At 42.1% G+C, this 22,713-nt stretch carries 23 protein-coding genes and 1 pseudogene; 20 read left to right on the forward strand and 4 right to left on the reverse strand.

The annotated features are described in order from the left end of the window. Nucleotides 1-114 precede the first annotated feature (114 nt). From srtB to rpsR, 6 genes are all read left to right on the forward strand, one after another. Nucleotides 115-981 (forward strand): class B sortase, encoded by an 867-nt coding sequence (srtB, locus tag PGQ38_RS12415; RefSeq protein WP_195409151.1) that lies wholly within the window; start codon nucleotides 115-117, stop codon nucleotides 979-981. Between the two features lie 139 nt (nucleotides 982-1,120). Beyond that, a complete protein-coding gene (locus PGQ38_RS12420; RefSeq protein WP_118583678.1) occupies nucleotides 1,121-1,849 on the forward strand; it encodes an NAD-dependent protein deacylase in 729 nt (242 codons plus the stop codon). Between the two features lie 55 nt (nucleotides 1,850-1,904). Next, nucleotides 1,905-2,099 (forward strand): DUF951 domain-containing protein, encoded by a 195-nt coding sequence (locus tag PGQ38_RS12425; RefSeq protein ID WP_173715669.1) that lies wholly within the window; start codon nucleotides 1,905-1,907, stop codon nucleotides 2,097-2,099. A gap of 109 nt (nucleotides 2,100-2,208) precedes the next feature. Then, on the forward strand, nucleotides 2,209-2,496 hold the full coding sequence (gene rpsF / locus PGQ38_RS12430) for a 30S ribosomal protein S6 (protein WP_117851485.1): 288 nt from the start codon (nucleotides 2,209-2,211) through the stop codon (nucleotides 2,494-2,496). Nucleotides 2,497-2,570: 74 nt separating this feature from the next. Beyond that, a complete protein-coding gene (locus PGQ38_RS12435) occupies nucleotides 2,571-3,023 on the forward strand; it encodes a single-stranded DNA-binding protein (RefSeq protein WP_118583680.1) in 453 nt (150 codons plus the stop codon). 42 nt (nucleotides 3,024-3,065) lie between these two features. After that, a complete protein-coding gene (rpsR, locus tag PGQ38_RS12440) occupies nucleotides 3,066-3,332 on the forward strand; it encodes a 30S ribosomal protein S18 (RefSeq protein WP_118583682.1) in 267 nt (88 codons plus the stop codon). Between the two features lie 41 nt (nucleotides 3,333-3,373). Here the strand turns inward: rpsR and PGQ38_RS20055 are convergent, their stop codons facing one another. Beyond that, a complete protein-coding gene (locus tag PGQ38_RS20055; protein ID WP_306797036.1) occupies nucleotides 3,374-3,511 on the reverse strand; it encodes a DUF6783 domain-containing protein in 138 nt (45 codons plus the stop codon). On the opposite strand from PGQ38_RS20055, the pseudogene PGQ38_RS20060 reads away from it, so the two are divergent. The 5 genes and pseudogenes from PGQ38_RS20060 to PGQ38_RS12460 all read left to right on the forward strand — a co-directional run. Next, nucleotides 3,449-3,640: pseudogene (locus tag PGQ38_RS20060) on the forward strand (DUF6783 domain-containing protein); the annotation flags it as partial. The gene PGQ38_RS20055 and the pseudogene PGQ38_RS20060 overlap by 63 nt on opposite strands. A 10-nt stretch (nucleotides 3,641-3,650) precedes the next feature. Continuing rightward, a complete protein-coding gene (locus PGQ38_RS12445; protein WP_118583686.1) occupies nucleotides 3,651-5,705 on the forward strand; it encodes a DHH family phosphoesterase in 2,055 nt (684 codons plus the stop codon). Next, nucleotides 5,702-6,151: a 50S ribosomal protein L9 gene (gene rplI, locus PGQ38_RS12450; RefSeq protein WP_204453380.1), complete on the forward strand. Its 450-nt coding sequence runs from the start codon at nucleotides 5,702-5,704 to the stop codon at nucleotides 6,149-6,151. The genes PGQ38_RS12445 and rplI overlap by 4 nt, the downstream gene beginning before the upstream one ends. 64 nt (nucleotides 6,152-6,215) lie before the next feature. Next, the gene (gene dnaB, locus PGQ38_RS12455) at nucleotides 6,216-7,544 is read left to right on the forward strand and encodes a replicative DNA helicase (RefSeq protein ID WP_118583698.1); all 1,329 of its coding nucleotides are present in this window, start codon (nucleotides 6,216-6,218) and stop codon (nucleotides 7,542-7,544) included. A gap of 188 nt (nucleotides 7,545-7,732) precedes the next feature. Beyond that, nucleotides 7,733-8,287, forward strand: a complete 555-nt coding sequence (locus PGQ38_RS12460; RefSeq protein WP_173715668.1) for a MerR family transcriptional regulator — start codon at nucleotides 7,733-7,735, stop codon at nucleotides 8,285-8,287. 68 nt (nucleotides 8,288-8,355) lie between these two features. On the opposite strand, the gene PGQ38_RS12465 is transcribed toward PGQ38_RS12460, so the two are convergent. Continuing rightward, the gene (locus tag PGQ38_RS12465) at nucleotides 8,356-8,526 is read right to left on the reverse strand and encodes a DUF362 domain-containing protein (protein WP_118583690.1); all 171 of its coding nucleotides are present in this window, start codon (nucleotides 8,524-8,526) and stop codon (nucleotides 8,356-8,358) included. Nucleotides 8,527-8,823: 297 nt separating this feature from the next. Here PGQ38_RS12465 and PGQ38_RS12470 point away from each other — a divergent pair, with 297 nt between their 5' ends. Continuing rightward, on the forward strand, nucleotides 8,824-9,027 hold the full coding sequence (locus PGQ38_RS12470) for a DUF1858 domain-containing protein (RefSeq protein WP_117851487.1): 204 nt from the start codon (nucleotides 8,824-8,826) through the stop codon (nucleotides 9,025-9,027). Here PGQ38_RS12470 and PGQ38_RS20745 read toward each other — a convergent pair. Beyond that, nucleotides 8,989-9,195: a DUF6783 domain-containing protein gene (locus PGQ38_RS20745; protein WP_368365937.1), complete on the reverse strand. Its 207-nt coding sequence runs from the start codon at nucleotides 9,193-9,195 to the stop codon at nucleotides 8,989-8,991. The two genes, PGQ38_RS12470 and PGQ38_RS20745, sit on opposite strands and share 39 nt — an antisense overlap. 98 nt (nucleotides 9,196-9,293) lie before the next feature. After that, a complete protein-coding gene (locus tag PGQ38_RS12475; RefSeq protein WP_173715667.1) occupies nucleotides 9,294-10,073 on the reverse strand; it encodes an adaptor protein MecA in 780 nt (259 codons plus the stop codon). A gap of 1,290 nt (nucleotides 10,074-11,363) precedes the next feature. Here PGQ38_RS12475 and PGQ38_RS12480 point away from each other — a divergent pair. From PGQ38_RS12480 to PGQ38_RS12515, 8 genes are all read left to right on the forward strand, one after another. Next, nucleotides 11,364-13,022, forward strand: coding sequence for a glycosyl hydrolase family 18 protein (locus PGQ38_RS12480; RefSeq protein ID WP_204453378.1), 1,659 nt, complete (start codon nucleotides 11,364-11,366; stop codon nucleotides 13,020-13,022). Nucleotides 13,023-13,213: 191 nt separating this feature from the next. Further along, nucleotides 13,214-13,900, forward strand: a complete 687-nt coding sequence (locus tag PGQ38_RS12485; RefSeq protein ID WP_226840941.1) for an N-acetylmuramoyl-L-alanine amidase — start codon at nucleotides 13,214-13,216, stop codon at nucleotides 13,898-13,900. Between the two features lie 109 nt (nucleotides 13,901-14,009). After that, complete coding sequence (locus PGQ38_RS12490) at nucleotides 14,010-15,992, forward strand: hypothetical protein (RefSeq protein WP_204453376.1); 1,983 nt, start codon at nucleotides 14,010-14,012, stop codon at nucleotides 15,990-15,992. After that, the gene (locus PGQ38_RS12495) at nucleotides 15,976-18,249 is read left to right on the forward strand and encodes a DUF2298 domain-containing protein (RefSeq protein WP_204453374.1); all 2,274 of its coding nucleotides are present in this window, start codon (nucleotides 15,976-15,978) and stop codon (nucleotides 18,247-18,249) included. Before PGQ38_RS12490 ends, PGQ38_RS12495 begins: the two co-directional genes overlap by 17 nt. Before the next feature lie 63 nt (nucleotides 18,250-18,312). After that, on the forward strand, nucleotides 18,313-19,377 hold the full coding sequence (locus PGQ38_RS12500) for an L-threonylcarbamoyladenylate synthase (RefSeq protein ID WP_204453373.1): 1,065 nt from the start codon (nucleotides 18,313-18,315) through the stop codon (nucleotides 19,375-19,377). Beyond that, nucleotides 19,374-19,808, forward strand: coding sequence for a ribose 5-phosphate isomerase B (gene rpiB, locus PGQ38_RS12505; protein ID WP_173770842.1), 435 nt, complete (start codon nucleotides 19,374-19,376; stop codon nucleotides 19,806-19,808). The genes PGQ38_RS12500 and rpiB overlap by 4 nt, the downstream gene beginning before the upstream one ends. Before the next feature lie 82 nt (nucleotides 19,809-19,890). After that, nucleotides 19,891-20,376: a deoxycytidylate deaminase gene (locus tag PGQ38_RS12510; protein WP_118581740.1), complete on the forward strand. Its 486-nt coding sequence runs from the start codon at nucleotides 19,891-19,893 to the stop codon at nucleotides 20,374-20,376. Between the two features lie 16 nt (nucleotides 20,377-20,392). Continuing rightward, nucleotides 20,393-22,546, forward strand: coding sequence for an LTA synthase family protein (locus tag PGQ38_RS12515; RefSeq protein WP_204453371.1), 2,154 nt, complete (start codon nucleotides 20,393-20,395; stop codon nucleotides 22,544-22,546). The last annotated feature ends 167 nt before the right edge of the window (nucleotides 22,547-22,713 follow it).

Genomic DNA, 22,713 nt, shown 5'->3' on the forward strand with positions numbered 1-22,713 from the left:
TGAGACAGAGGTTGCAGGAAAATTTTATAGCCTATATAATATAGAGAGACTTTAAAAGTTTTATATATGCGAAACTTCAGATTATGTGAATGATATTGGTAGAAGGAGGTTGCCATGAGCGAAGATAAGAAACCCAAAAAGAAGAAAAAAGCAGGAGATATATTTCTCACAATTGTACTGATTGCTGCAATCTGTATATTTTGCTACGCGGCATACAATCTTTATCACATTTATACAGAGTATAAGAAAGGCTCAGATGAGTATAATGCGATTGCCCAGATGGCGGTGACAGAGCGTGATCCGGATCAGGACAGTACCAGTGAAAGTGAGGAAGCAGCAGGACCAGACGGACCGTCTCTGAAGGCCCCGCTGGATATTGATTTTGATTCTCTTCGAAGCATTAATACAGATGTGATCGGCTGGATCTATGTGGAGGCACTTGATGGTGTCAGCTATCCGGTGGTAAAGGGAACTGACAATGACCAGTATCTTCATCTGACATATGAGAAGAATTATAATTTTGCCGGAACTATTTTCATTGATTATGAGAATAAGGCAGATTTCAGTGACTGCAATACGCTGGTATATGGTCACAATATGAAGAACGGGACTATGTTTGGACAGCTGAAGAATTTCAGTAAGGATGATTCTGCTTACAATAAGAGCAAATATTTCTGGATCTTTACCCCGGAGAAGACTTACCGGTATGAGATTATTTCTGCGTATACCACAGCGGTAAACAGTGATACATATACACTGTTTAAGGGACCTGGACAGGAGTTTGTGGATTATATGAATAAAATAGTCTCCTATTCTGATGTTAAGACTACACCAGGTGAGTTGGGCGTAGACGACAAGATCGTTACCCTTTCCACATGTACCGGTAATGAGTCTACCCGTTATGTGGTTCAGGGAAAAAGAGTGGATACTTTGGATGTTGTGAAGAAATCAGACAGCACGAAGCAGACAGGTGATAATTAGAATCGGATCTTCTTGAAAAAAGCATGCAGACCTGTAAACGGCCGGGAAATTTCTGCAGGGCTGCAGAGGGATTTTGAGAGAGATATCGGAAAGCATATTACTGAAAAATGTGTACCGTATAATGATTGGAGGAATGGACATGAGTAAGGAAGTGGAAAGGCTTCAGGAGCTGATCGACCAGTACGATAATATTGTATTTTTCGGAGGAGCAGGAGTTTCTACGGAGAGCGGGATCCCGGATTTTCGAAGCCAGGACGGACTTTATAATCAGAAGTATGATTATCCGCCGGAAACTATTTTAAGTCATACCTTTTTCATGGGTCATCCTGAGGAATTTTATCGTTTTTATCAGGACAAGATGCTATGCGATACAGCGAAGCCGAATGCAGCTCATCTGAAGCTGGCAGAGCTGGAAGAAGCCGGAAAGCTGAAAGCAGTTATCACCCAGAATATTGATAATCTGCATCAGATGGCAGGCAGTAAACATGTACTGGAGCTTCACGGAAGTGTATACCGGAATTACTGTATGAGATGCGGAAAATCCTATGACTTTAAATATATGAAAGCAGCGGAAGGGGTTCCAAGGTGCTCCTGCGGTGGAATTATCAAGCCGGATGTGGTTCTTTATGAAGAAGGACTGAATGACCGCACTATCAATGAGTCTGTGCGTGCCATTTCCCAGGCGCAGGTTCTTATTATAGGAGGGACGTCCCTGGCTGTTTATCCTGCGGCAGGATTGATCGATTACTTTTCCGGAGAACATCTGGTAGTGATCAACAAGTCCCCGACACCAAGAGATCGGTATGCAGATCTTTTGATCAAGGAGCCTATCGGACAGGTGTTTTCCCAGATAAAAGTAAAAAAATAGTGTGCTGAAAAAGGTTCTAAAGCAGAAATGAAGCAGGTAAATAAGGAGTTTATATATGGCAGCAGTTGTTTATGAAGTTGGAGATATTGTTACATTGAAGAAGGGTCATCCATGCGGCAGCAAAGAATGGGAAATCTTAAGAGTAGGTGCAGATTTTCGCCTGAAATGTATGGGCTGTGGACACCAGATCATGGTACCGCGGAAGATGGTGGAGAAAAACACAAAAAATCTTCAAAAAAAGGAAAAATAATGCTTTACAGCCTGAAAAAAGTATGTTAGAATCAAAAATCGTGATATATAAAATATCCTTGCTCTTTGACAGGCAAAGGGCCAACAGACCATAAGGAGGTAAGACAAGCATGAACAAGTACGAGTTAGCATTAGTTGTTAGCGCAAAAGTTGAAGACGAAGTACGTGATGCAGTAGTTGAGAAAGCTAAAGGATACATCACTCGTTACAATGGCGTTATCACAGACGTTGAAGAATGGGGTAAGAAGAAATTAGCTTACGAGATTCAGAAAATGCATGAAGGCTTCTACTACTTTATTCAGTTTGAGGCAGACGCACAGTGTCCGGCAGAAGTAGAAAGACATGTACGTATCATGGACAACGTATTAAGATACTTAGTTGTCAGAAAAGACGCATAATCTTTTTGCATAATCGGATTTAGAAAGCACCATTAAGAGCCCGTTCACTTAGTATATTAAGAGAGGTAAGAAGAATGAACAAAGTAATTTTAATGGGACGCTTAACAAGAGATCCTGAGGTAAGATATTCCGCAGGAGAGAATGCACTGGCAATTGCCAGATACACATTAGCGGTAGACAGAAGATTCCGTCGCGATGGAGAAGCAAGTGCTGATTTCATTCAGTGTGTTTCTTTTGGACGTACGGCAGAGTTTGCTGAGAAGTATTTCCGTCAGGGACTGAAGATTGCCGTTACAGGTCGTATTCAGACCGGAAGCTATACCAACCGTGATGGACAGAAGGTTTACACTACAGAGGTTGTTGTGGAAGATCAGGAGTTTGCTGAGAGCAAGGCTTCCAGCGACAGTTATGCTGCTTCCCATCCGCGCACAAGTGCACCGGAGGCATCTATGCCGAACCCGGGAACCGCTGCAGAGGGCTTTATGAACATTCCGGATGGCATTGACGAGGAATTGCCATTTAACTAGAGCTTAGCTCTTAGAACTGAATAAAACAGGAGGAAAACCAACATGGCTTACAATAATAGAAGCGAAAGACCAGATTCTCCAATGAAGAGAAGAGGCGGCCGCAGAAGAAAAAAAGTTTGCGTATTCTGTGGTAAAGAGAATAACGAGATCGATTACAAGGATGTAGCAAAATTAAGAAAATATGTTTCCGAGAGAGGAAAAATCCTTCCTAGAAGAATCACAGGAAACTGCGCGAAACATCAGAGAGCTCTGACTGTTGCTGTTAAGAGAGCACGTCATCTTGCTATGATGCCATACATCCAGGACTAATTTGGAAGTGTTTACCGCCATCCGGAAGGATGGCGGTTTTTCTATCTAGAGCGTGTTTGAAAAACCATTTCCGCAATCTGCACGCCCCACTTTGCGGTATATTTCACCCGAATTCGGTTGCCGTAGCCCACTACGGCGCCCTCATCCGGGCAAAATCTCCCACAAATTGTAACGCACATCTTGCAGAAAGCCTTTTTCAAACACGCTCTAATCTTCTATGGAAAAATACTCAGAAATCTGTTATACTATCTGGCAAAGGCGTATTTTGCCTGTCACTATGTAAAAGGTACCTGAGGATTTGTAAGTGAGGATAAACTTATGAATAAAAAACTGAAATTCAAGGGATCCATGAAGCAGTTCATGAGGTGGCCACTGTATCTGACCATTCTTCTTATATGGCTGGATATTCTTATTTTTATGGTAAGTGTGAAAGCAGGAATTCTTGCTACACTTGGAATTGTGGTATATATTGTGGCAGCACTTCTGCTTACCCGCTTTCACAGGCCGCTGATTCTCAATGATCTGATCGCGTTTGCCAATCAGTATGAATCTCTTGAGAAGCGTCTTCTGGATGATCTGGCTCTTCCTTATGCCATTATGGACACCAATGGAAGAATGATCTGGTCCAACAAGGTATTTGCAGAGCTTACCGGGAAAGAACAGCTGTATAACAAGCACATTACCACTATTTTTCCGGAGATCACACCGGATAAACTTCCTGTACCTGAGAAACAGGAGATCACAGAGATGAGCACCAACTTTGGTGACAGGATCTATCGTGTTTCCATGCAGCTGGTTACTATGAAAGATGTGGTAAATGAAGCCCGTATTCTGGAAAATGTGGATGCAGACATTAATCTTGTGGCAATGTTTTTCTATGATGAGACAGAGCTTCAGGAATATATTCAGAAGAATGAGGATGATAAGCTGGTAGTTGCTCTGGCATATCTGGACAATTATGAAGAAGCTCTGGAAGGTGTGGAAGAAGTCAGAAGATCCCTTCTGATCGCACTGATCGACAGGAAAATCACCAAGTATTTTTCCAATTTTGACGGACTTGTACGCAAGCTGGAGCGGGATAAATACTTCCTGATCATGCGTCAGAGTTCCCTGGAAGCATTGAAAGAACAGCGTTTTCATATTCTGGATGAAGTTAAGACGGTCAATATTGGTAATGAAATGGCAGTCACCCTAAGTATCGGTATTGGTCTGAACGGCGCAAACTATCTGCAGAATTATGAATATTGCCGTATTGCCATTGAGATGGCTCTTGGACGCGGCGGTGACCAGGTAGTAATTAAGAATGGAGATTCTATCGCCTATTTTGGCGGAAAATCCCAGCAGGTGGAGAAAAATACCCGCGTAAAGGCCCGAGTGAAGGCACAGGCGCTGAAAGAGTTTATGAGCACCAAGGATCGTGTTGTGGTTATGGGACATAAGATCACAGACGTAGATGCCCTTGGGGCTGCAATCGGTATTTATCGCGCAGGAAAGACCCTTGGCAAGCCGGTCCATATTGTAGTAAATGATCCGACCACATCCATCCGTCCGTTGATGGCGGGGTATATCAATAATCCGGATTATGAGCCTTCCATGTTTGTAGATTGTGCCCAGGCAAAGGATCTTGTGGATAATAATACAGTTGTGGTTGTGGTGGACACAAACAAACCAAGTTATACAGAGTGTCAGGATCTTCTTTATCTGACCAGGACGATCGTGGTGCTGGATCATCACAGAAGAGGCAGTGAAGTGATACAGAACGCAGTACTTTCCTATGTGGAGCCATATGCATCCTCCACATGTGAGATGGTTGCCGAGATCCTTCAGTATTTTGACGAGGATCTGCGTCTTCGCAGCCTGGAGGCGGATTGTCTGTATGCAGGTATGGTAATTGATACCAATAATTTTACTACACGCTCCGGCGTGCGTACTTTCGAAGCAGCTGCTTATCTTCGGAGAAATGGCGCAGATATTACAAGAGTCCGCAAAATGCTTCGGGATAACATTGATGCATATAAGGCAAGAGCGGAAGTTGTCCGCACTGCCCAGATTTACAGAAATTGTTTTGCAATAGGAAGATGCCCCAGCGAGGGGTTGGAAAGTCCTACAGTAGTAGGAGCCCAGGCCGCAAATGAGCTTCTGAATATTGCAGGTGTGAAGGCTTCTTTTGTTCTTACTCCATATAATAATGAGGTGTATGTAAGTGCCCGTGCCATTGATGAGGTCAATGTGCAGGTTATGATGGAGAGAATGGGCGGCGGAGGTCATCTGAACATTGCCGGAGCCCAGGTGAAGGCTACAGAAGATGAGACAGAGAAAATGATCAAAGATATTATAGATCAGTTATACCAGGAAGGAGAATTCAAAGAATGAAAGTAATTTTACTGGAAGATGTAAAAGCCCTTGGAAAAAAGGGAGAGATTGTAAACGTCAGTGACGGATATGCAAGAAACATGATCCTGCCGAAGAAGATTGGACTTGAGGCAACTCCAAAGAACTTAAATGATCTGAAGCTTCAGAAGGCAAATGAAGAGAAAGTTGCCCAGGAGAATTTAGAAGCTGCCAGAGCTTTTGCCAAGAATCTTGAAGATAAAGAGGTTATTCTTACTCTTAAAGTGGGAGAGGGCGGAAGAACATTTGGCTCTGTTTCCACAAAAGAAATTTCAGAAGCTGCCAAGAAACAGCTGAATCTCGATATAGAGAAAAAGAAACTGGTACTTCCAAACCCAATCCGCAATCTTGGCGTAACAAATGTACCGGTTAAGCTTCATCCTAAGGTAACCGGAAGCCTGAAAGTATGGGTAAAGGAAGAGGCATAAGGGCTACTGTGAAGAAGTGTAAACAGTAATGCATAAAGCTGCAGGAGAGGATGTTTTTTACGAAATGGAAGAAGCATTGATCAAGAGGATACTTCCTCACAGCATTGAAGCGGAACAGTCCGTTATTGGTTCCATGATCCTGGACCGTGATGCCATTCTGGTAGCATCAGAGATTCTTACAAGTGATGACTTTTACCAGAGCCAGTATGGTATTATTTTTGATGCCATGGTGGAGTTATGTAATGAAGGAAAGCCGGTGGATCTGATCACTCTTCAGAACCGTCTGAAAGAGAAGGAACTTCCACCAGATATCAGCAGTATGGAATATGTAAGAGATCTGATTTCTGCAGTTCCCACTTCTGCCAACGTAAAGTATTATGCCAATATTGTCAGCGAAAAGGCTGTCCTTCGAAGACTGATCAAAGTGAATGAGGAAGTGGAAAATGCCTGCTATATGGAGAAAGAAGGCACACAAATGATCCTGGAGGAAGCGGAGAAGAAATTGTTTAATGTTCTTCAGAGACGCTCCAGTGATGAGTTTGTGCCTATCCAGCAGGTGGTTTTGAATGCGGTGAACAATATTGAGAAAGCTTCCAAGATGAAGGGAACGGTAACTGGTATTCCTACCGGTTTCGTGGATCTGGATTACAAGACCTCCGGAATGCATGCTTCAGACCTGGTGCTGATCGCAGCCCGTCCGTCTATGGGAAAAACTGCTTTCGTTCTTAATATTGCCCAGTATATGGCATTTCGTAAGGACGTTACGGTAGCGATATTCAGTCTGGAGATGTCCAAGGAGCAGCTTGTAAACCGTCTCCTTGCCATGGAATCTCATGTGGATTCCCAGAATATGAGAACTGGTAATCTGAAAGACGAGGATTGGACCAAGCTGGTGGAGGGTGCAGATATTATCGGACGCTCTAATCTTATTATTGATGATACCCCCGGTATTTCCATTTCCGAGCTGCGTTCCAAGTGCCGAAAATACAAATTAGAGCACAATCTTGGAATTATTATGATTGATTATCTTCAGCTGATGAGTGGAAGCGGACATTCTGATTCCAGACAGCAGGAAATTTCCGATATTTCACGTTCCCTGAAAGCACTTGCCCGTGAGATCAGCGTTCCGGTCATTGCACTTTCACAGCTCAGTCGAGCTGTAGAGCAGCGCCCGGATCACAGACCTATGCTTTCTGACCTGCGAGAGTCGGGAGCTATTGAGCAGGATGCTGATATGGTAATGTTTATCTACCGTGATGATTATTATCATAAGGATACGGAGAAAAAGGGAATTGCTGAGATCATTATAGCGAAACAGAGAAACGGTCCTATTGGTACCGTTGAGCTGGTATGGCTGCCTCAGTATACACAGTTTGTAAATATGAAAAAATAAGGAAATGCTGATTGATTATGGTATTTCTTCGAAAAGGCCGGCATGTTATGTCGACCTTTTTTTCTTGCATTTGAAAGACCTTTTGTTATAATAAAAACAGTGAATTATGCTATTGTCCATACGGATGCTGTCTGGCAGCCAGACCGATTTGTTTTGTGGACAGCAACAATTTCATGAGGAGGGGTAGTATGGAAAAATGCTATACCGTGGCTGAGACTGTGAAGCTGACAGGGGTGAAATCTTATGTCCTTCGTTACTGGGAGGATGAACTTTCCCTTCCTATTCGCAGAAATGAGCTGGGGCATCGCTGCTACACCCAGGATGATATTCAACTGTTTTTGAACATTAAAGAACTAAAGAACAGAGGCTTGCAGCTTCGGGCGATACATGATCTTCTTCCAAAACTTACAAAAAAAGAAGGAATGGAAGTAATCGTGCCGGAAGAAAAGGATAAAATACATTTACTGGAATCTGAGAGTATAGAAAAAGAAGAGAATGAAACAAGAGATACACTTCGGGAAGAACTGCTGGAGAATGTTCAGAATTTTAAAGCGGAGCCAGATAAAAAGATTCTGGAGTTTCAGGAGATATTAGAACGTCTGATTACTCAGGAGCTTCATGCCAAAAAAGAAGGAGAAGACAGGTGGCGCACTCTGGATGCAGCCATCAGGAGACAGCAGATGGCAAGAAGAGAAGCAGCTGCATCTTCGGAGAAGAAGGGAAAAAAGAAAAACGGAGTGTAGAATGCGGTTGAAAAAGGGGAGCTCCATAGGAAGCTCCCCTTCATGCTATCATCACTTATGTGGGAAAATCAACCCTCGCTGATAGCGCCTGTAGGACAGGCATCAGCACAAGTTCCGCAGTCCATGCAGGAATCTGCATCGATTACGTAATGATCATCTCCCTGAGAAATAGCACCTGCTGGGCACTCGCTCTCGCATGTTCCACAGCTTACGCACTCGTCAGAAATTACATATGCCATTGTTATATCCTCCTTTAATCTCTTTAGTTCCCTTATGATTACTGTTCACAGAGTGAACAGAAACCCTTTCTGGGATATGAGTCTATTCTAATATATATGTCAAAGGATATCAAGTACAAAATTATAAACAAAATTTTAGAATTGTGACGGTTGCGCAAATGTGTATTTGGTATTATAATAGTGGAACGTGGAGAGTTACTGCCGGTTTTGATGTAATGGCAGGGAATTTTTTACGAGAGAAGCAGTTGCTGGTCAGGTATGAACAGTAACTCGATATAAAAAAGGAGGAAACAGATCATGGCACAGGTGACAAAAGATATGCTGATTGGTCAGCTTCTTCAGTTAGATCCTAATATGGCTGGTATTCTTATGGCATCCGGTATGGGATGTGTAGGATGCCCATCCGCACAGATGGAATCTCTGGAGGAGGCTGCTATGGTACACGGAATTGATGCTGATGTTTTAATCCAGCAGCTGAACGATTATCTTGCAGGCCGTTAGTATATAGTTTCTTGACGGGCTGTTCCGGTTGAGAAGGTAACCCCGACAGAGTATATACGAACTTATAATAAAAAGGACTGGCGATTTGCCAGTCCTTTTTAATAAGGTTTTAGAGCGTGTTTGAAAAAGGCTTTCTGCAAGATGTGCGTCACAATTTGCGGGAATGATTTTTCAAACACGCTCTAGCATGTTCAAAATGTCTGCGCAGCGTGCAGGCATTTTGGAATTGTCAGGCGGAGAATCCTGCAGGCAGGATTCTTTTTATTTCAGATTTTTGCAAGCTGCTGCAAGGCTTTGCGGGAAATGAGCTCACCATGTTCCTTTAAATGAGCCTCTCCGGCAGCAGTAAAAGCGCGTCCGCTGCCGTATTCAGAAAGAATATTGCATACTTTATTGAATTCTTCTGCTGTGCAGGAGGATTGATGTACAATCAGCTGGTAAAGGGAATTTTCATCCTTGTAAAGAGTATTGACGCCTTTATAGAATCCATCCAGTCCATGTGCGGCAGCAATGACATCATCCAGAGTATGGAAAGTATAGAGCCGTATCAGGTTTACCGAAACTTTCCGGGTATTGGAAACAGATTCAGAAGCTTCCGTACTTCTGGAAGTCCTGGAAGCTCCAGATTCTTTGACCTCCTTGTTACTGGAAGAAGCTCCCTGAGAGGCTGCTTTCTGTGTCTCCTCATATAATTTCTGGAAGATATCGATGATATTATCAGCACCATCGAAATGAAGGGTATCCTGCTTGGTTTTCTTATATGGTGAAAATTTGGAGAAACGAGTGTCAAGTTCTTCGGGATCCTCTACCTTGGTGACAATCAGAATGACACTTTCACCGTTTACGGGAATTGCCTCGATCATCAGCGGGATGTTATCAGCTTCAAAGCCAAATTCAATCTGAGCCTGCTGCATCATTTCACGGAAAAGCTTCTTGGCTTTATCTGTGCCGTAGGCAAGCTCGCTGATACGGATCTGGTGGCTGTCCAGATCTTCCTTTGTAAGAGTACAGCGGATTTGATTGTCACTGATTTTTTCTATTTTCATATGATCACATCCTGTTCTTGGAAATAGTGTTTATTATTAAAAGATTACCATAATCAGTTGTTAATGCTCACTTCGCGAATAACAACACACTTCGCGATGCACAGAAATCATACATTCGCATGATTTCGCACCGGGTTTCCCAGGTTTTCTGTGAACTATATTCACAAAAACACCTCGCGGAACACTACCAGTGAACAGTAACAATCAGCTATCTTGATTCCTCATTGTATAATATATGTTTCAAAAGTGCAATAGGAAAAAAACAGGTAATTTCAGTTTGTAAATTTCAGTTGCAACTTATTAAATTTTTCGAAACAGAATGGAAAAAAAGAATAAACTGGTCAAAATCTATTGCATAATGGAAAATGAATCCGTATAATGGGGAACAAGAAAAAAGAAATGGATCTGTGACTCACAAGCAATTGAGAACAGAGATAACACAGATTCGTATTAAATATTAACATTAACATCTATTTTTTCTAAAAACAGCGTCGATTTATCATGCAGCGTATCAGCTGGGGCGGTGTTTGCATTCCCTGAAGATGAAATGAGTTCACATTCCGTCTCTTTTTTCTGCAAAATGATTCAGGTGTTTTCTGAATCCATAAAGGAGGAAAGGAGGTTAGGACACGAAGCGTATATCACGATCAGGAAAGGAAGAATCCTGCAGATCGCTGGAGGGTGAGCTGAATCAGTATGAAGAACTGGGAATTGCTCTTTATCTGGAAGGGCTGCCCAGTGATGCCAGAGCCATTGCAAAAGCCTGTCAGATTGCAGATGGCGGAGGATATATGCGGGATTATACAGAGGACGAGAATGGGCATATAGCCCGTGTGGATTTCGATTTTGTAATCGATGATCAGCAGTTGTAAGCCATGAATATTCAGTACATACCGGAATTTCTTCAAGACCAGCAGTTTCCCCCTACTCATGCTTTGGCAGGAAGAAATTTCCGGTGCTGCTGATTGCAGGAATGATTCTAGTACATCGAATATTAAGTAACTGCCATATTGACTTGTCTGATTTTTCATCTGCTGCGTTGTCGTCAGTCGCCGTAGCTACCGCTACGCCTCCTTCCTCCGCCTTGTATATGAGAAAATCATCCTACGTCAATATAGCAGATACTTAATTTTCGATGTACTAGATACCAACATTCAATAATGTAAACAAATTGTAAAAAGTCGAATTATGTAATACAATCCTGAAAAAAAATATGTTATAATGATAATCGACTGTGGAAAAGTCCGCAGCAGATATCAATTAGACGTTCACTGAGAGGATAAATATTTTATGAAGAGAAGAATTAATCCTGTAGTAGTGGTGTGCATGCTGATCGCAGCAGTTACCCTGATCGGAATTGTTACAACCCTGATCATGCGCCGCATTCCTACCAGGAAACAGATGGATTTGACTGAATATTATGGACAGACAGACGATTCAGAAGCCGTAATTATAGTAGGTACCCAGATTCTGGAGCAGAAGGCAGTTATGTCTGGCGAACAGCCATATCTTCCTGTAGATGTGGTGGATAGTTATCTGAACCAGAGATATTACTGGGATGAAGAAGGTCAGCAGATTCTGTACGCTACTCCGTCGGAGCTGATTTATACACCTGCTTCCACTGAGGCGGGCGGTGATGTATGGCTGAAGGACGGAACCGCTTATCTGAGCCTTGATTTTATAAAGAGATATACAGATCTGGATACTTATGTGTACCAGCAGCCAAACCGTATAGCGATTCAGAAGGATTTTTCAGGCGTATCAGTTGTCACAGCAACTAAGGATACATATGTGCGCTACCGTGGAGGAATCAAATCAGAAGTACTATCCAAGGTAAACAAAGGAGATAATCTGATCCTTATGGAAGAACTGGAGAACTGGGATCAGGTAGCCACATGGGACGGTTATATCGGATATATAGAGAAGAGCAGTGTAAGTGATGTTCAGAATCTGAATATGGACAGAAAAGCAGTTGGGGAATCTTATACTTATCTTACCATGGACCAGCCAGTGAATCTGGTATGGCATCAGGTAATGTCCACAGATGCCAATGCAGGACTTTCAGAGGCTATTCAGAATATGACCGGAGTGAATGTAATTTCACCAACCTGGTTCTATGTAACTGACAACAATGGTAATATTATCAACAATGCTACAGCTGATTATGTATCTCTTGCCCATGAAAAAGGGCTGAAGGTATGGGGACTTGTGGACAATTTTACGCAGGACATCAGTACTTATGAGGTATTGTCCAGAACAAGTTCCAGACAGAATCTGATTTCACAGCTGGTGAATGCAGCTGTTGGAGCTGGAATTGATGGAATTAATGTGGATTTCGAGCAGCTTAGTGAGGACGTGGGCGTTCATTTCCTGGAGTTCCTCCGGGAGCTTTCTATAGAATGCCATAAGAACAATCTTGTTCTTTCCGTAGACAATCCGGTTCCAGAGGATTTCACCAGTCATTATGACAGGGCTGAACAGGGCAAGGTAGTAGATTATGTCATTATTATGGGATATGACGAGCACTACGTTGGATCCGAGGAAGCGGGCTCAGTAGCGTCTCTTCCATGGGTGGAGAAGGGAATTCAGGATACTATCGCTGAAGTTCCGGCGCAGCGTGTGATTAATGCAGTTCCATTTTACACAAGATTATGGAAAACAGAAGCTGGCAGCTTATCTAGTGAGGCAATTGGCATGGATACTGCCCAGGAAGTAGTAAATACAAATAATGCCCAGGTATACTGGGACAGCGATGTAAGTCAGAATTATGGCAGCTTTGAGAAGGATGGATGCACTTACCAGATCTGGATTGAGGATTCTCAGTCTATTGCAGCGAAGGTACAGCTGGTACAGAAATATAATCTTGCCGGTGTGGCAGCATGGAAATTGGGATTTGAGAATAGCAGTATCTGGCAGGTGATCACAGATAATCTGTCTGCGTCTAATTAAAACAGGTACTATTTTGCGAAGCATATTGCTGTGAGGGTACTGAACAGTTACGCCTTTTTCAAACATGCTCTAATACACGAATGATAAAAACACTCTCTGAGACATATAAATAATGTGAAGGTCGTGAACAGCGACAAAAGACGAAAGTTTAACGATAACATTATATATTATATGCCAGGGGGTGTTTTATATTGAAAAAGCATATAGTGGAGCTGATTATGGGATGTCTTTTGCTGATATGCTTTTATTATCTTTCCCGCGAGGCGGCAGCAGTATCGGTAGAGATGAATCAGAAGCAGGTAATTGTGGTGGATTGTGGTCATGGAGGAATGGATCCAGGTATGATCGGGATAGACGGTCTGAAGGAGAAGGATGTAAATCTTGCCATTGGCCTGAAAGTGAAAAGTGCATTGGAAAAGAAAGATTTTCAGGTGGTTATGACCAGGGAAACAGACGTGGGATTATACGATGAAGACTCTAATAATAAGAAAGTACAGGATATGCAAAAAAGGATTTTTCTTATTCAGGAAGTAAAGCCTGTACTTGCAGTAAGTATCCATCAGAACAGTTACGAAGATTCTGGGGTGAAGGGCCCTCAGGTTTTCTATTATCGGGACTCTGTTAAGGGAGAAGAACTGGCGGAAATAATTCAGGAGAAACTGAATGATTATCTTGAGGTGGAGCGGCCAAGGCAGGCGAAAGGAAATACTACTTATTATCTTTTGAAACGAAGCCCGGGGATATTGAATATTGTGGAGTGTGGATTCCTTACGAACCCGGAAGAAGCCGGAAAACTGTTACAGGATGATTATCAGGAAAAAGTAGCGGCAGCAGTGGCTGACGGTGTGGAAGAGTACATAAAAAATAATAAACAATGAGAATCCTCTGTTAATGAAAAAACATTTCAGTTTATCAAAAACTATACACTTTTCAGAAGCTGTGGATTCTGCTATACTGGACTGGAAAAAATAAGCGAGGGAAAATACCATGTTAGGATGTGTTTATCTGATTCTGGCAGCATTATTGGGAAGGGAAATTATCCGTAATTTTTTGCCGGAACAAAGAATGAGAGAAAAAGGAATCACGCCCTTGTGGGTGACTTTTGCAGCGTCATTTGGAAGTGGTGTGCTGCTTATGACCTGGGCTGTCTATATAGCAGCATGGCTGCTAAGCGTGTACTCTGAAGCGGAGAACCCCCTCTTTGGAGCAAATCTGATGGTGATGGCAGCTGTGGGGATATTTTTGCTCTTGTGCTGTTATAGAAGAAAAGGTTCTTTGGGGAAATTTATTAAAAGACTTTCCGGCGAGGTTCCTCCAGCGAAAGAAATCGTGTTCTTATTGATTTTACTGGCGGGAATTACCTGGATCATGGTATTTGTATTTCATGTTAGTGACGGATATTTGTATTCCGGATTTACTGTATTTGGAGATTATGCCCCTCATACAGCGATGATGAGATCATTTTCGCTGGGAAATAATTTCCCCACGCAGTATCCTCATTTTGGTGGTGAAGATGTAAAATACCATTTTATGTTTCAGTTTCTGACAGGAAACCTGGAATATCTTGGAATGAGAATTGATATAGCGTACAATGCCGTAAGCAGTCTGTCACTCTGGTGCTTCTTTATCATGCTGTATTCTATGGCGAAAAGGTTCTTTGGCAGTATGAGTGCCGGAGTGCTTTCTGTTTTGTTTGTTGTATTTCGAAGTGGAACTGCTTTTTTCAGATTTACATATGAACATTTACAGGCTGGTGATTTGTGGGAGACTCTGGCCGGGAATACTGCTTTTATTGGATATACCCCCAATGAGAACTGGGGACTTTGGAATTTTAATGTATATTTGAATCAGCGGCACTTGGGATTTGGTCTTTTGATGGCTGCGCTGGTATTATGGATTTTCCTGGACTGGGTGGAAGAAAGCTGTGCAGAGAAAGATAAGGGAATATTGTGGCTGAAGAACAGATTTCTTACAAAAAAAGCATGGATGTTTAAGAAACCTAATACAGCTCTTTTTGCCGGAATGCTATTGGGTCTGTGTTCATTTTGGAATGGAGCTGCTGTAATTGCATGTCTTCTGATTCTTATGGGATTTGCCTTTTTTTCTGATGGAAAACTTGACTATCTGATTCTGGCAATCGTGACAGTTGTGTTCTCGGAAATTCAATCTAAAATGTTTGTATGGGGAAGTGTTGTATCACCTTCTGTATATTTTGGATTTCTGGCAGAAAAGAAATCACTTCCAGGCATAGCTGTATATTTATTTGAAATAAGCGGCATTGTTTTCCTTGGCGTTTTAGTACTGCTGTTTTTTCTGAAAAAAATGGAAAGAGCAGTTGCAGTGAGTATACTTTTCCCAACAATCTTTGCATTTGTGGCGTCTCTTACACCAGATATAAACGTGAATCATAAATATATTATAATATCTTATGCATTCCTTGCTGTTTTCTGGGGGGGAGCTGTAAGCAGATTGTTCCATTGGAAAGGTGCTGTTGGGAAAATTTTGAGTTTGATTCTGGCACTTAGTCTGACCATAACAGGAATTTATGATTTTGCAGTAATCCTAAAAGATAATGATTCGGGACATCGGGTTTCTGTGAACCTGAACAGTGGACTGACCAGCTGGCTTGCAGAAAATCTGAAAAAAGACGATCTGATTTTGACACCGGAATACAGTATAAATGAAGTCACTATGTCAGGGGTTATGATGTATCTGGGATGGCCTTATTATGCATGGTCCGCAGGCTATGACACTTATTACAGGGCTGCCAGGGCGGTAGAGATCTATACAACAGCCAGCGCACAGGTACTAAAGAAAACAGTTGAGGAAGAACAAATTACATATATCCTTTTTGAGGAAGGTATGAAATTTGAGGAGAAAGAATGCCGCGAAGATGTGATTGCGGATACATATCCTCTGGTGTATCAGTCAGATGACGGGAGAATAAGAATTTATGGAACAAAAGAATAAGAAAAAAATCAGTACACAAACAATAATTAAACTTCTGCTGGCGGTGGTGCTGCTTGGCCTATCTGCATTTTTACTGAAAGGTGATGTGTGGACTTTCTGGACTTGGTGGCTTCTGGCGGGAGTGATGGGATTTGCTGCGATGCCTGTTACAGGAAGACTGTTCTGGCGTTTTGAGGACAAAGGATGGATTTTTTCTAAGGTACTGGCGATTGCTGCAACAGGTTTTCTTACCTGGTTTCTGACAGCTATCAGACTAATCCCTTTTAATGCCCTGACTTGTGCTGCTGTAACAATCCTATGCGCAGTTATCTGTTTTTTCCTTCTTCGAAAGGAATCAAAAGAAAAGACAGAATGTTTTCCAGTTGACAGGATTTCTCTGATTTACTGGGAAGAATTATTGTTTTTCCTTGCATTTCTTATGTGGACATATCTGGCAGGATTCCGCCCTGCTGCATATGGAACCGAGAAGTTCATGGATTATGGTTTTATGGAAGCTATGATGAGAAGCACCACACTTCCGGCAAGAGATCTGTGGTATTCAGAAGGACATATTAATTATTATTATGGCGGTCAGTATTTTGCTGTTTTTCTTACCAAGCTTTCCCATACAAAGGTGGAACTGACTTACAATCTTATGCGTACCTTTGTAGCCGGACTGGCTTTTGCAATGCCATTTTCCCTTGTTTACCAGATGATGTCAGACCGTATGAAGGGACTGCAAAAAAGCGAAAAAGTAATAAAAGGACTTCCTTTTGCAGCTGGATTTACAGCTGGTACAGCTGTTTCCATTGCAGGAAATATGCATTACGTAATTTATGCGCAGATCATTCCCCTGATTGAGAAGCTGACAGGTAAGGAAGTGAGCAGTTACTGGTTTCCGGATGCTACCCGCTATATAGGATATAATCCATATCGTGAGGAAGACCGGACGATACATGAATTTCCCTGCTATTCTTTTGTACTGGGAGATCTTCATGCTCATGTGGTAAATATTATGTTTGTACTTCTTGTAATAGCACTTCTTTATGTATGGCTAAGGGGTGTGCGCAAGAAAACAGTACCGGTTGAGACTTCCATGAAAGATGGAAAATTCTGGAAAGAGCAGCTTCTTATGCCTCATCTTCTGGTAATCAGTGCGCTTCTCGGAATGTTTCAGTGGACAAATTTCTGGGATTTTGTAATTTATTATGTAGTAACTCTTGGAACGGTGCTTTTTGCCAATATTATCCGTTTCCAGGGAAAAATAAAGAAAATCATGGTTGTAACTTTTGCACAAATGGCAGAAATCTATCTGCTTGCCTATCTTGTGATCCTGCCATTTACCTTACAGTTTGACACTATGGTGGATGGAATAGGAATTGCCAAGTACCATTCCTATTTCTACCAGCTGCTGGTTCTCTGGGGACTTCCGGCAGTTTTTACCATTACATTTGTAATTTCTATTCTCTGGGAAAAGCTGCGGGGGATGGAGCACAAGAGCCTGTACCGTCTTATGAAAGCTATCCGCACGGCAGATCTTTTTGCCATTATTATGGGACTTTGCGCTATTGGTCTGGTGGTAATCCCGGAATTTGTTTACGTGCGTGATATTTATGAAAATGGAAATGCCAGGGCAAACACTATGTTCAAGCTTACTTATCAGGCATATATTATGTTTGCACTGACTATGGGATATGGAATTTACAGACTTCTGGCTGTTAGCAGACAGAAAGTATTTAAGATCATTTCCGGAATCTGTCTGTTTTTCCTGATCTGGACGGTAGGATATTTTGGAAAAAGTGTGGATTCCTGGTTTGGAAAGGTTTTGAATCCGTCAGGCTATCAGGGGCTTTATGCTCTGGGCTATCTGGATACGGATTTTTCAGAGGATGTGTCTGCAATCCAATGGCTAAAGGAGAATATTAAAGGGGCTCCGGTAGTGCTGGAGGCAAACGGTGACAGCTACAGCGGTTATGAGCGTGTTTCTGCAGCTACAGGTCTTCCAACAATTCTTGGCTGGTATGTACACGAATGGCTCTGGAGGAATGATACAGATGATCTGAACCGGAAACAGGCAGATATTATGAGTATTTATACTTCACAGGATGAGACCCAGGTAAGAGCTCTTCTTACGGAATATGGTGTTTCCTATATCTTTGTGGGCTCTAAAGAAAGAGAGAAATATGAGGACAGCCTTAATAATGCACTTCTTCAGTCACTTGGAGAAATTGTATTTATGGATGAAGATTCCGGCACTTATATTGTTAAGGTGGATTGACAAGGTTTTTAAACAGGTGTTATATTAAAGAATGCTGAAAAAATAATAGAAAGCTGGACTAAAATGAAAGCAGAAATTGTAGCCATGACGGCAGATGCTATCGACTATGCGGCACTTGCCAGAGGCGGAGAGATATTGAAACAGGGAGGACTGGTGGCATTCCCTACAGAAACTGTTTACGGTCTTGGAGGAAATGCACTGGATCCTATGGCTTCGAAGAAGATATATGCAGCCAAGGGACGTCCTTCGGATAACCCGTTGATCGTTCATATTGCAGATTTAAATGCGCTGGTTCCAATTGTAAAGGAAGTACCGGAGAAGGCGAAGATACTGGCAGAGAAATTCTGGCCTGGTCCCCTGACTATGATTTTTGAGAAATCAGACCTGGTTCCATTGGAGACAACTGGTGGTCTCAACAGTGTAGCTGTGCGTTTTCCAAGTGATCCCATTGCAGCGGAGCTTATTTTGCAGGCAGGGGGATACGTGGCAGCGCCAAGTGCAAATACTTCCGGACGGCCAAGCCCGACTACAGCACAGCATGTTGAGGAGGACTTAGGGGATGCCATTGAGATGATCATTGATGGAGGTCCTGTGGGAATTGGCCTGGAGTCAACGATTGTAGATTTTACCGAGGACGTGCCGGTGGTTTTAAGACCCGGTTATATTTCACTGGAAATGCTCCAGGAGGTTCTTGGTGATGTGAGAATGGACAAAGGTCTTATAAAGCCTGATAGTAAAGTTCATCCCAAGGCGCCGGGAATGAAATATCGGCATTATGCACCGAAAGCAGATCTTGCAATTGTGGAGGGCCCCACAGAAGAAGTAATAAATGCCATTAATCAGTTTGTAAAGGAAGATCAGGCAAATGGACTTCAGGCGGGGATTATTGCCACAGAGGAGACTATTTCCAGATATCCCTGTGGAACTGTGAAGTGTATTGGAAGCAGAGAGGCAGAGGAAACCATTGCTCATAACCTTTATGAGGTGCTGCGTGAATTCGATCAGTGCCAGGTAAGCAAAATTTATTCCGAAGCTTTTTATACCCCAAAAATGGGACAGGCAATTATGAACCGGCTTCTAAAAGCAGCCGGTCACAAAATAATCAATATAAGGAGAGAAGAACAATGAGAGTAGCATTAGGTAGTGATCATGGCGGATTTGAACTGAAACAGGAGATTATCAAATATCTGGAAGAAAAGAATATTGAGTATAAGGATTACGGCTGCTACAGCACAGAATCCACAGACTATCCGATCTATGCAAAGAAAGTTGCACATGGGATTCTGGAAGGAGAGTGTGAGCTAGGAATCCTTGTATGCGGAACTGGTATTGGTATTTCTATCACTGCAAACAAAATTAAGGGAATTCGTGCAGCAGTATGTACAGATTGCTTTACTGCTGAAGCAACCAGACTTCACAATGACGCAAACATCCTTGCGCTTGGAGGACGTGTAGTTGGACCTGGACTTGCAGTTAAGATTGTGGATACTTTCCTGAATACACCATTTTCAGGAGATGAGAGACATATCCGCCGAATTGCTCAGATCGAGACGGAATAGGAAGGAGAGCTCTTCTATGGAGAACACAAATCAGAAAAACACCGGGAATATACAGATCGCGCCTGTAAGTGCCGCGGCAGATCTGAACCACAAAAGAGAAGGTTACCTTACCTGGGACGAATATTTCATGGGAGTTGCCATGCTTTCCGGCATGCGCTCCAAGGATCCCAATTCACAGGTAGGAGCGTGTATTGTCAGCGATGATAATAAAATTCTTTCCATGGGATATAATGGTTTCCCAAAAGGCTGTTCCGATGATGAATTTCCCTGGGCAAGAGAGGGAGAGCCTCTGGATACCAAATATCTGTATGTGACCCATAGCGAGCTCAATGCAATTTTAAACTACCGTGGAGGAAGCCTTGAGGGAGCGAAAATGTATGTAACTCTTTTTCCATGCAATGAGTGTGCCAAGGCAATCATCCAGGCAGGAATCAAGACTCTGGTCTATGATTGTGACAAATATGCAAGCACTCCGTCAGTCCTTGCTTCCAAGAGAATGCTGGACTCCGCCGGTGTACGCTATTATCAATATAAGAGAACCGGACGCGAGATTTCGCTGACGGTGTAAGTTAAAGAGGTTTGTTGTGGAAAATACGAAAGAAAATACAGATTTGAATATGGGCAGAGCGAAGAATGACAGATGGAAAAAGATACTGGGAATCATTTTGAACATTGCTTTGCTTCTGCTTATAGATGGATTGTTGGTATATACTTTTATTAACGAAGGAAATCGTATATATAAAGGAACAATCATTAAAATATTACTAATTGTTACAGGAAATATTTTGTTTCTTGTTCTTCTGTTCTGGGGGGAGAAAATCTGCAGTGCAATTAAAAATACCACTTTTTTGAAAATAGCAGATGTCATATTGCTGCTGGCAACTCCTGGAATTGTATTTATGCTTGTCCAGATGGTCACCTGGGTGTCAGGATATAAGAATAAAGCAGTGTCAACATTTAAAGGCCTGGTCAAGATGTCGCTACTGATGGAGCAGCCTTATTTGACACTGAATCTTATTATTTATGCAATATTTTTTATAATACTTATTATTTTATTCAGGAAAATCAATATTGCTTCTTCTGCGTTGTGTTACCTTTTTATAATCCTTGCAATGGTAAACTATTATGTAATGGAATTCCGTGGAGAACCATTCCAGCTTCTTGACATTGTAGGAATGGGAACGGCAGCAGAAGTTGTTGGAGAATATAGCTTCAAAATCAAACTGATGCTTGGAATTCCACTGATTTATGCCCTGGTATTTGGTGAGTTTGTACTGAAATTCCAGAAACTGGAGCTTGGAAAAAAGAGCAGAAAGAATACAGCTGCCCGGTTTAGTGTACTGGCTGTGATCGTGATTACATTATGTTTTACTATAAGACCTATCCTCCAGAAGCTTGACGCTGTTACTTTATGGCAGATTAACCGTATTTATAAAGAACAGGGCTACATTTCCTCTCTTGTTAAGGAAATCAAGTATTTTTATATCGAGCAGCCAGAAGGCTATTCTGTTGGAAAAACCGTAGAACTGGCACAGGAAATTGAAGATGGGGAAAATATTGTTTCAGAGACAGACAAGAGTGAGTCTGAAGAAAGTGTTGATAATACAGCTGCAGATACTTCTGAAACAGTAACACCGAAAAATATTATCCTGATTATGAATGAAAGTCTTACAGATTTTGAAAGTGTAGGGAAAATAAAGTCAAATGTAGAAATTTTGCCATACATAAGAAGCCTTAACAAAAATGTAAAACATGGACAGCTTCATGTACCTACATTCGGAGCCGGAACTGCACGCTCTGAATATGAGGCTCTTACAGGAAACAGTATGAGCTTTTTGCCATCCGGAAGTGTTCCTTATCAGCTTTATGTGCGGGATCCGGAGTATGGTCTGGCAGATATCCTGAAATCCCAGGGATATTACACAATTGCCATGCATCCCAACAAGGCTCATAACTGGAACCGGGCCTCTGTTTATCCATGCATGGGATTTGATGAATTTATCAGCCTGGAGAACTGGGGAGAGGAACACAGAGAGCTTCTTCGAAATTATGTAAGTGACAAAGCAACATTTGAAAAGATCATCAGCCTTTATGAAGAGAAGGATGCGGATGAAAAATTATTTACATTCTGTGTAACCATGCAGAATCATGGCGGTTATACAGTAGAAGACAGAGCTGGATTTGAACCTACTGTAAAGCTTGGATATGATACAGAGTATCCTCTGGCTGAAACGTATTTATCGTTGGCAAGAGAGTCTGATTCAGCATTTAAGGAATTGCTGGAGTACTTTGAAAAAGTAGATGAGCCTACCATGATTGTTATGTTTGGGGATCACTGGCCTAAGATTGAAGAAGAATTTATGGCGAAACTTTTAGGCGGCAACAGGCAGAGCCTGGGACTTGTTGAAAGCCAGCAGTCCTATACAACTCCCTATGTGATCTGGACAAATTATCCATTTGAGACAGTAGAGGAAGATTTCAGTGCTAATTATCTGGGAAGCTATATGCTTCAGCTGGCTGGTCTTGAAATGCCAGGCTACAACCAGTTCCTTATGAATCTGAAAGAGCAGCTTCCAATCATCGGAGTTGGTGCTGTTTGCGACAAAGATGGAAACTGGTATGCCAATGATGCGCTTCCGGACGATTACAAAAAACTGATGACGGATTACAATATTCTGGAATATAACAACCAGTTTGAGAAAAAAGATGTAATAGAGAGCTTGTTTACATTGAAGTAATAAAAAAGTACCCGGACAAAACAGATGCGGTGGATGGTAACTCTGGCTGTTACTGTGAACGGAGTGAACAGTAACCTCTGGCTGTTTTTTGTCTGGGTATTTTCTGTTTCGCTACTTGACATATGGGAAAATTTCGCATAAAATAAACAAGACTTAACGAGCAAATT

This window comes from Blautia faecis (assembly GCF_027662325.1).
GTDB classification, from domain to species: Bacteria; Bacillota; Clostridia; order Lachnospirales; family Lachnospiraceae; genus Blautia_A; species Blautia_A faecis.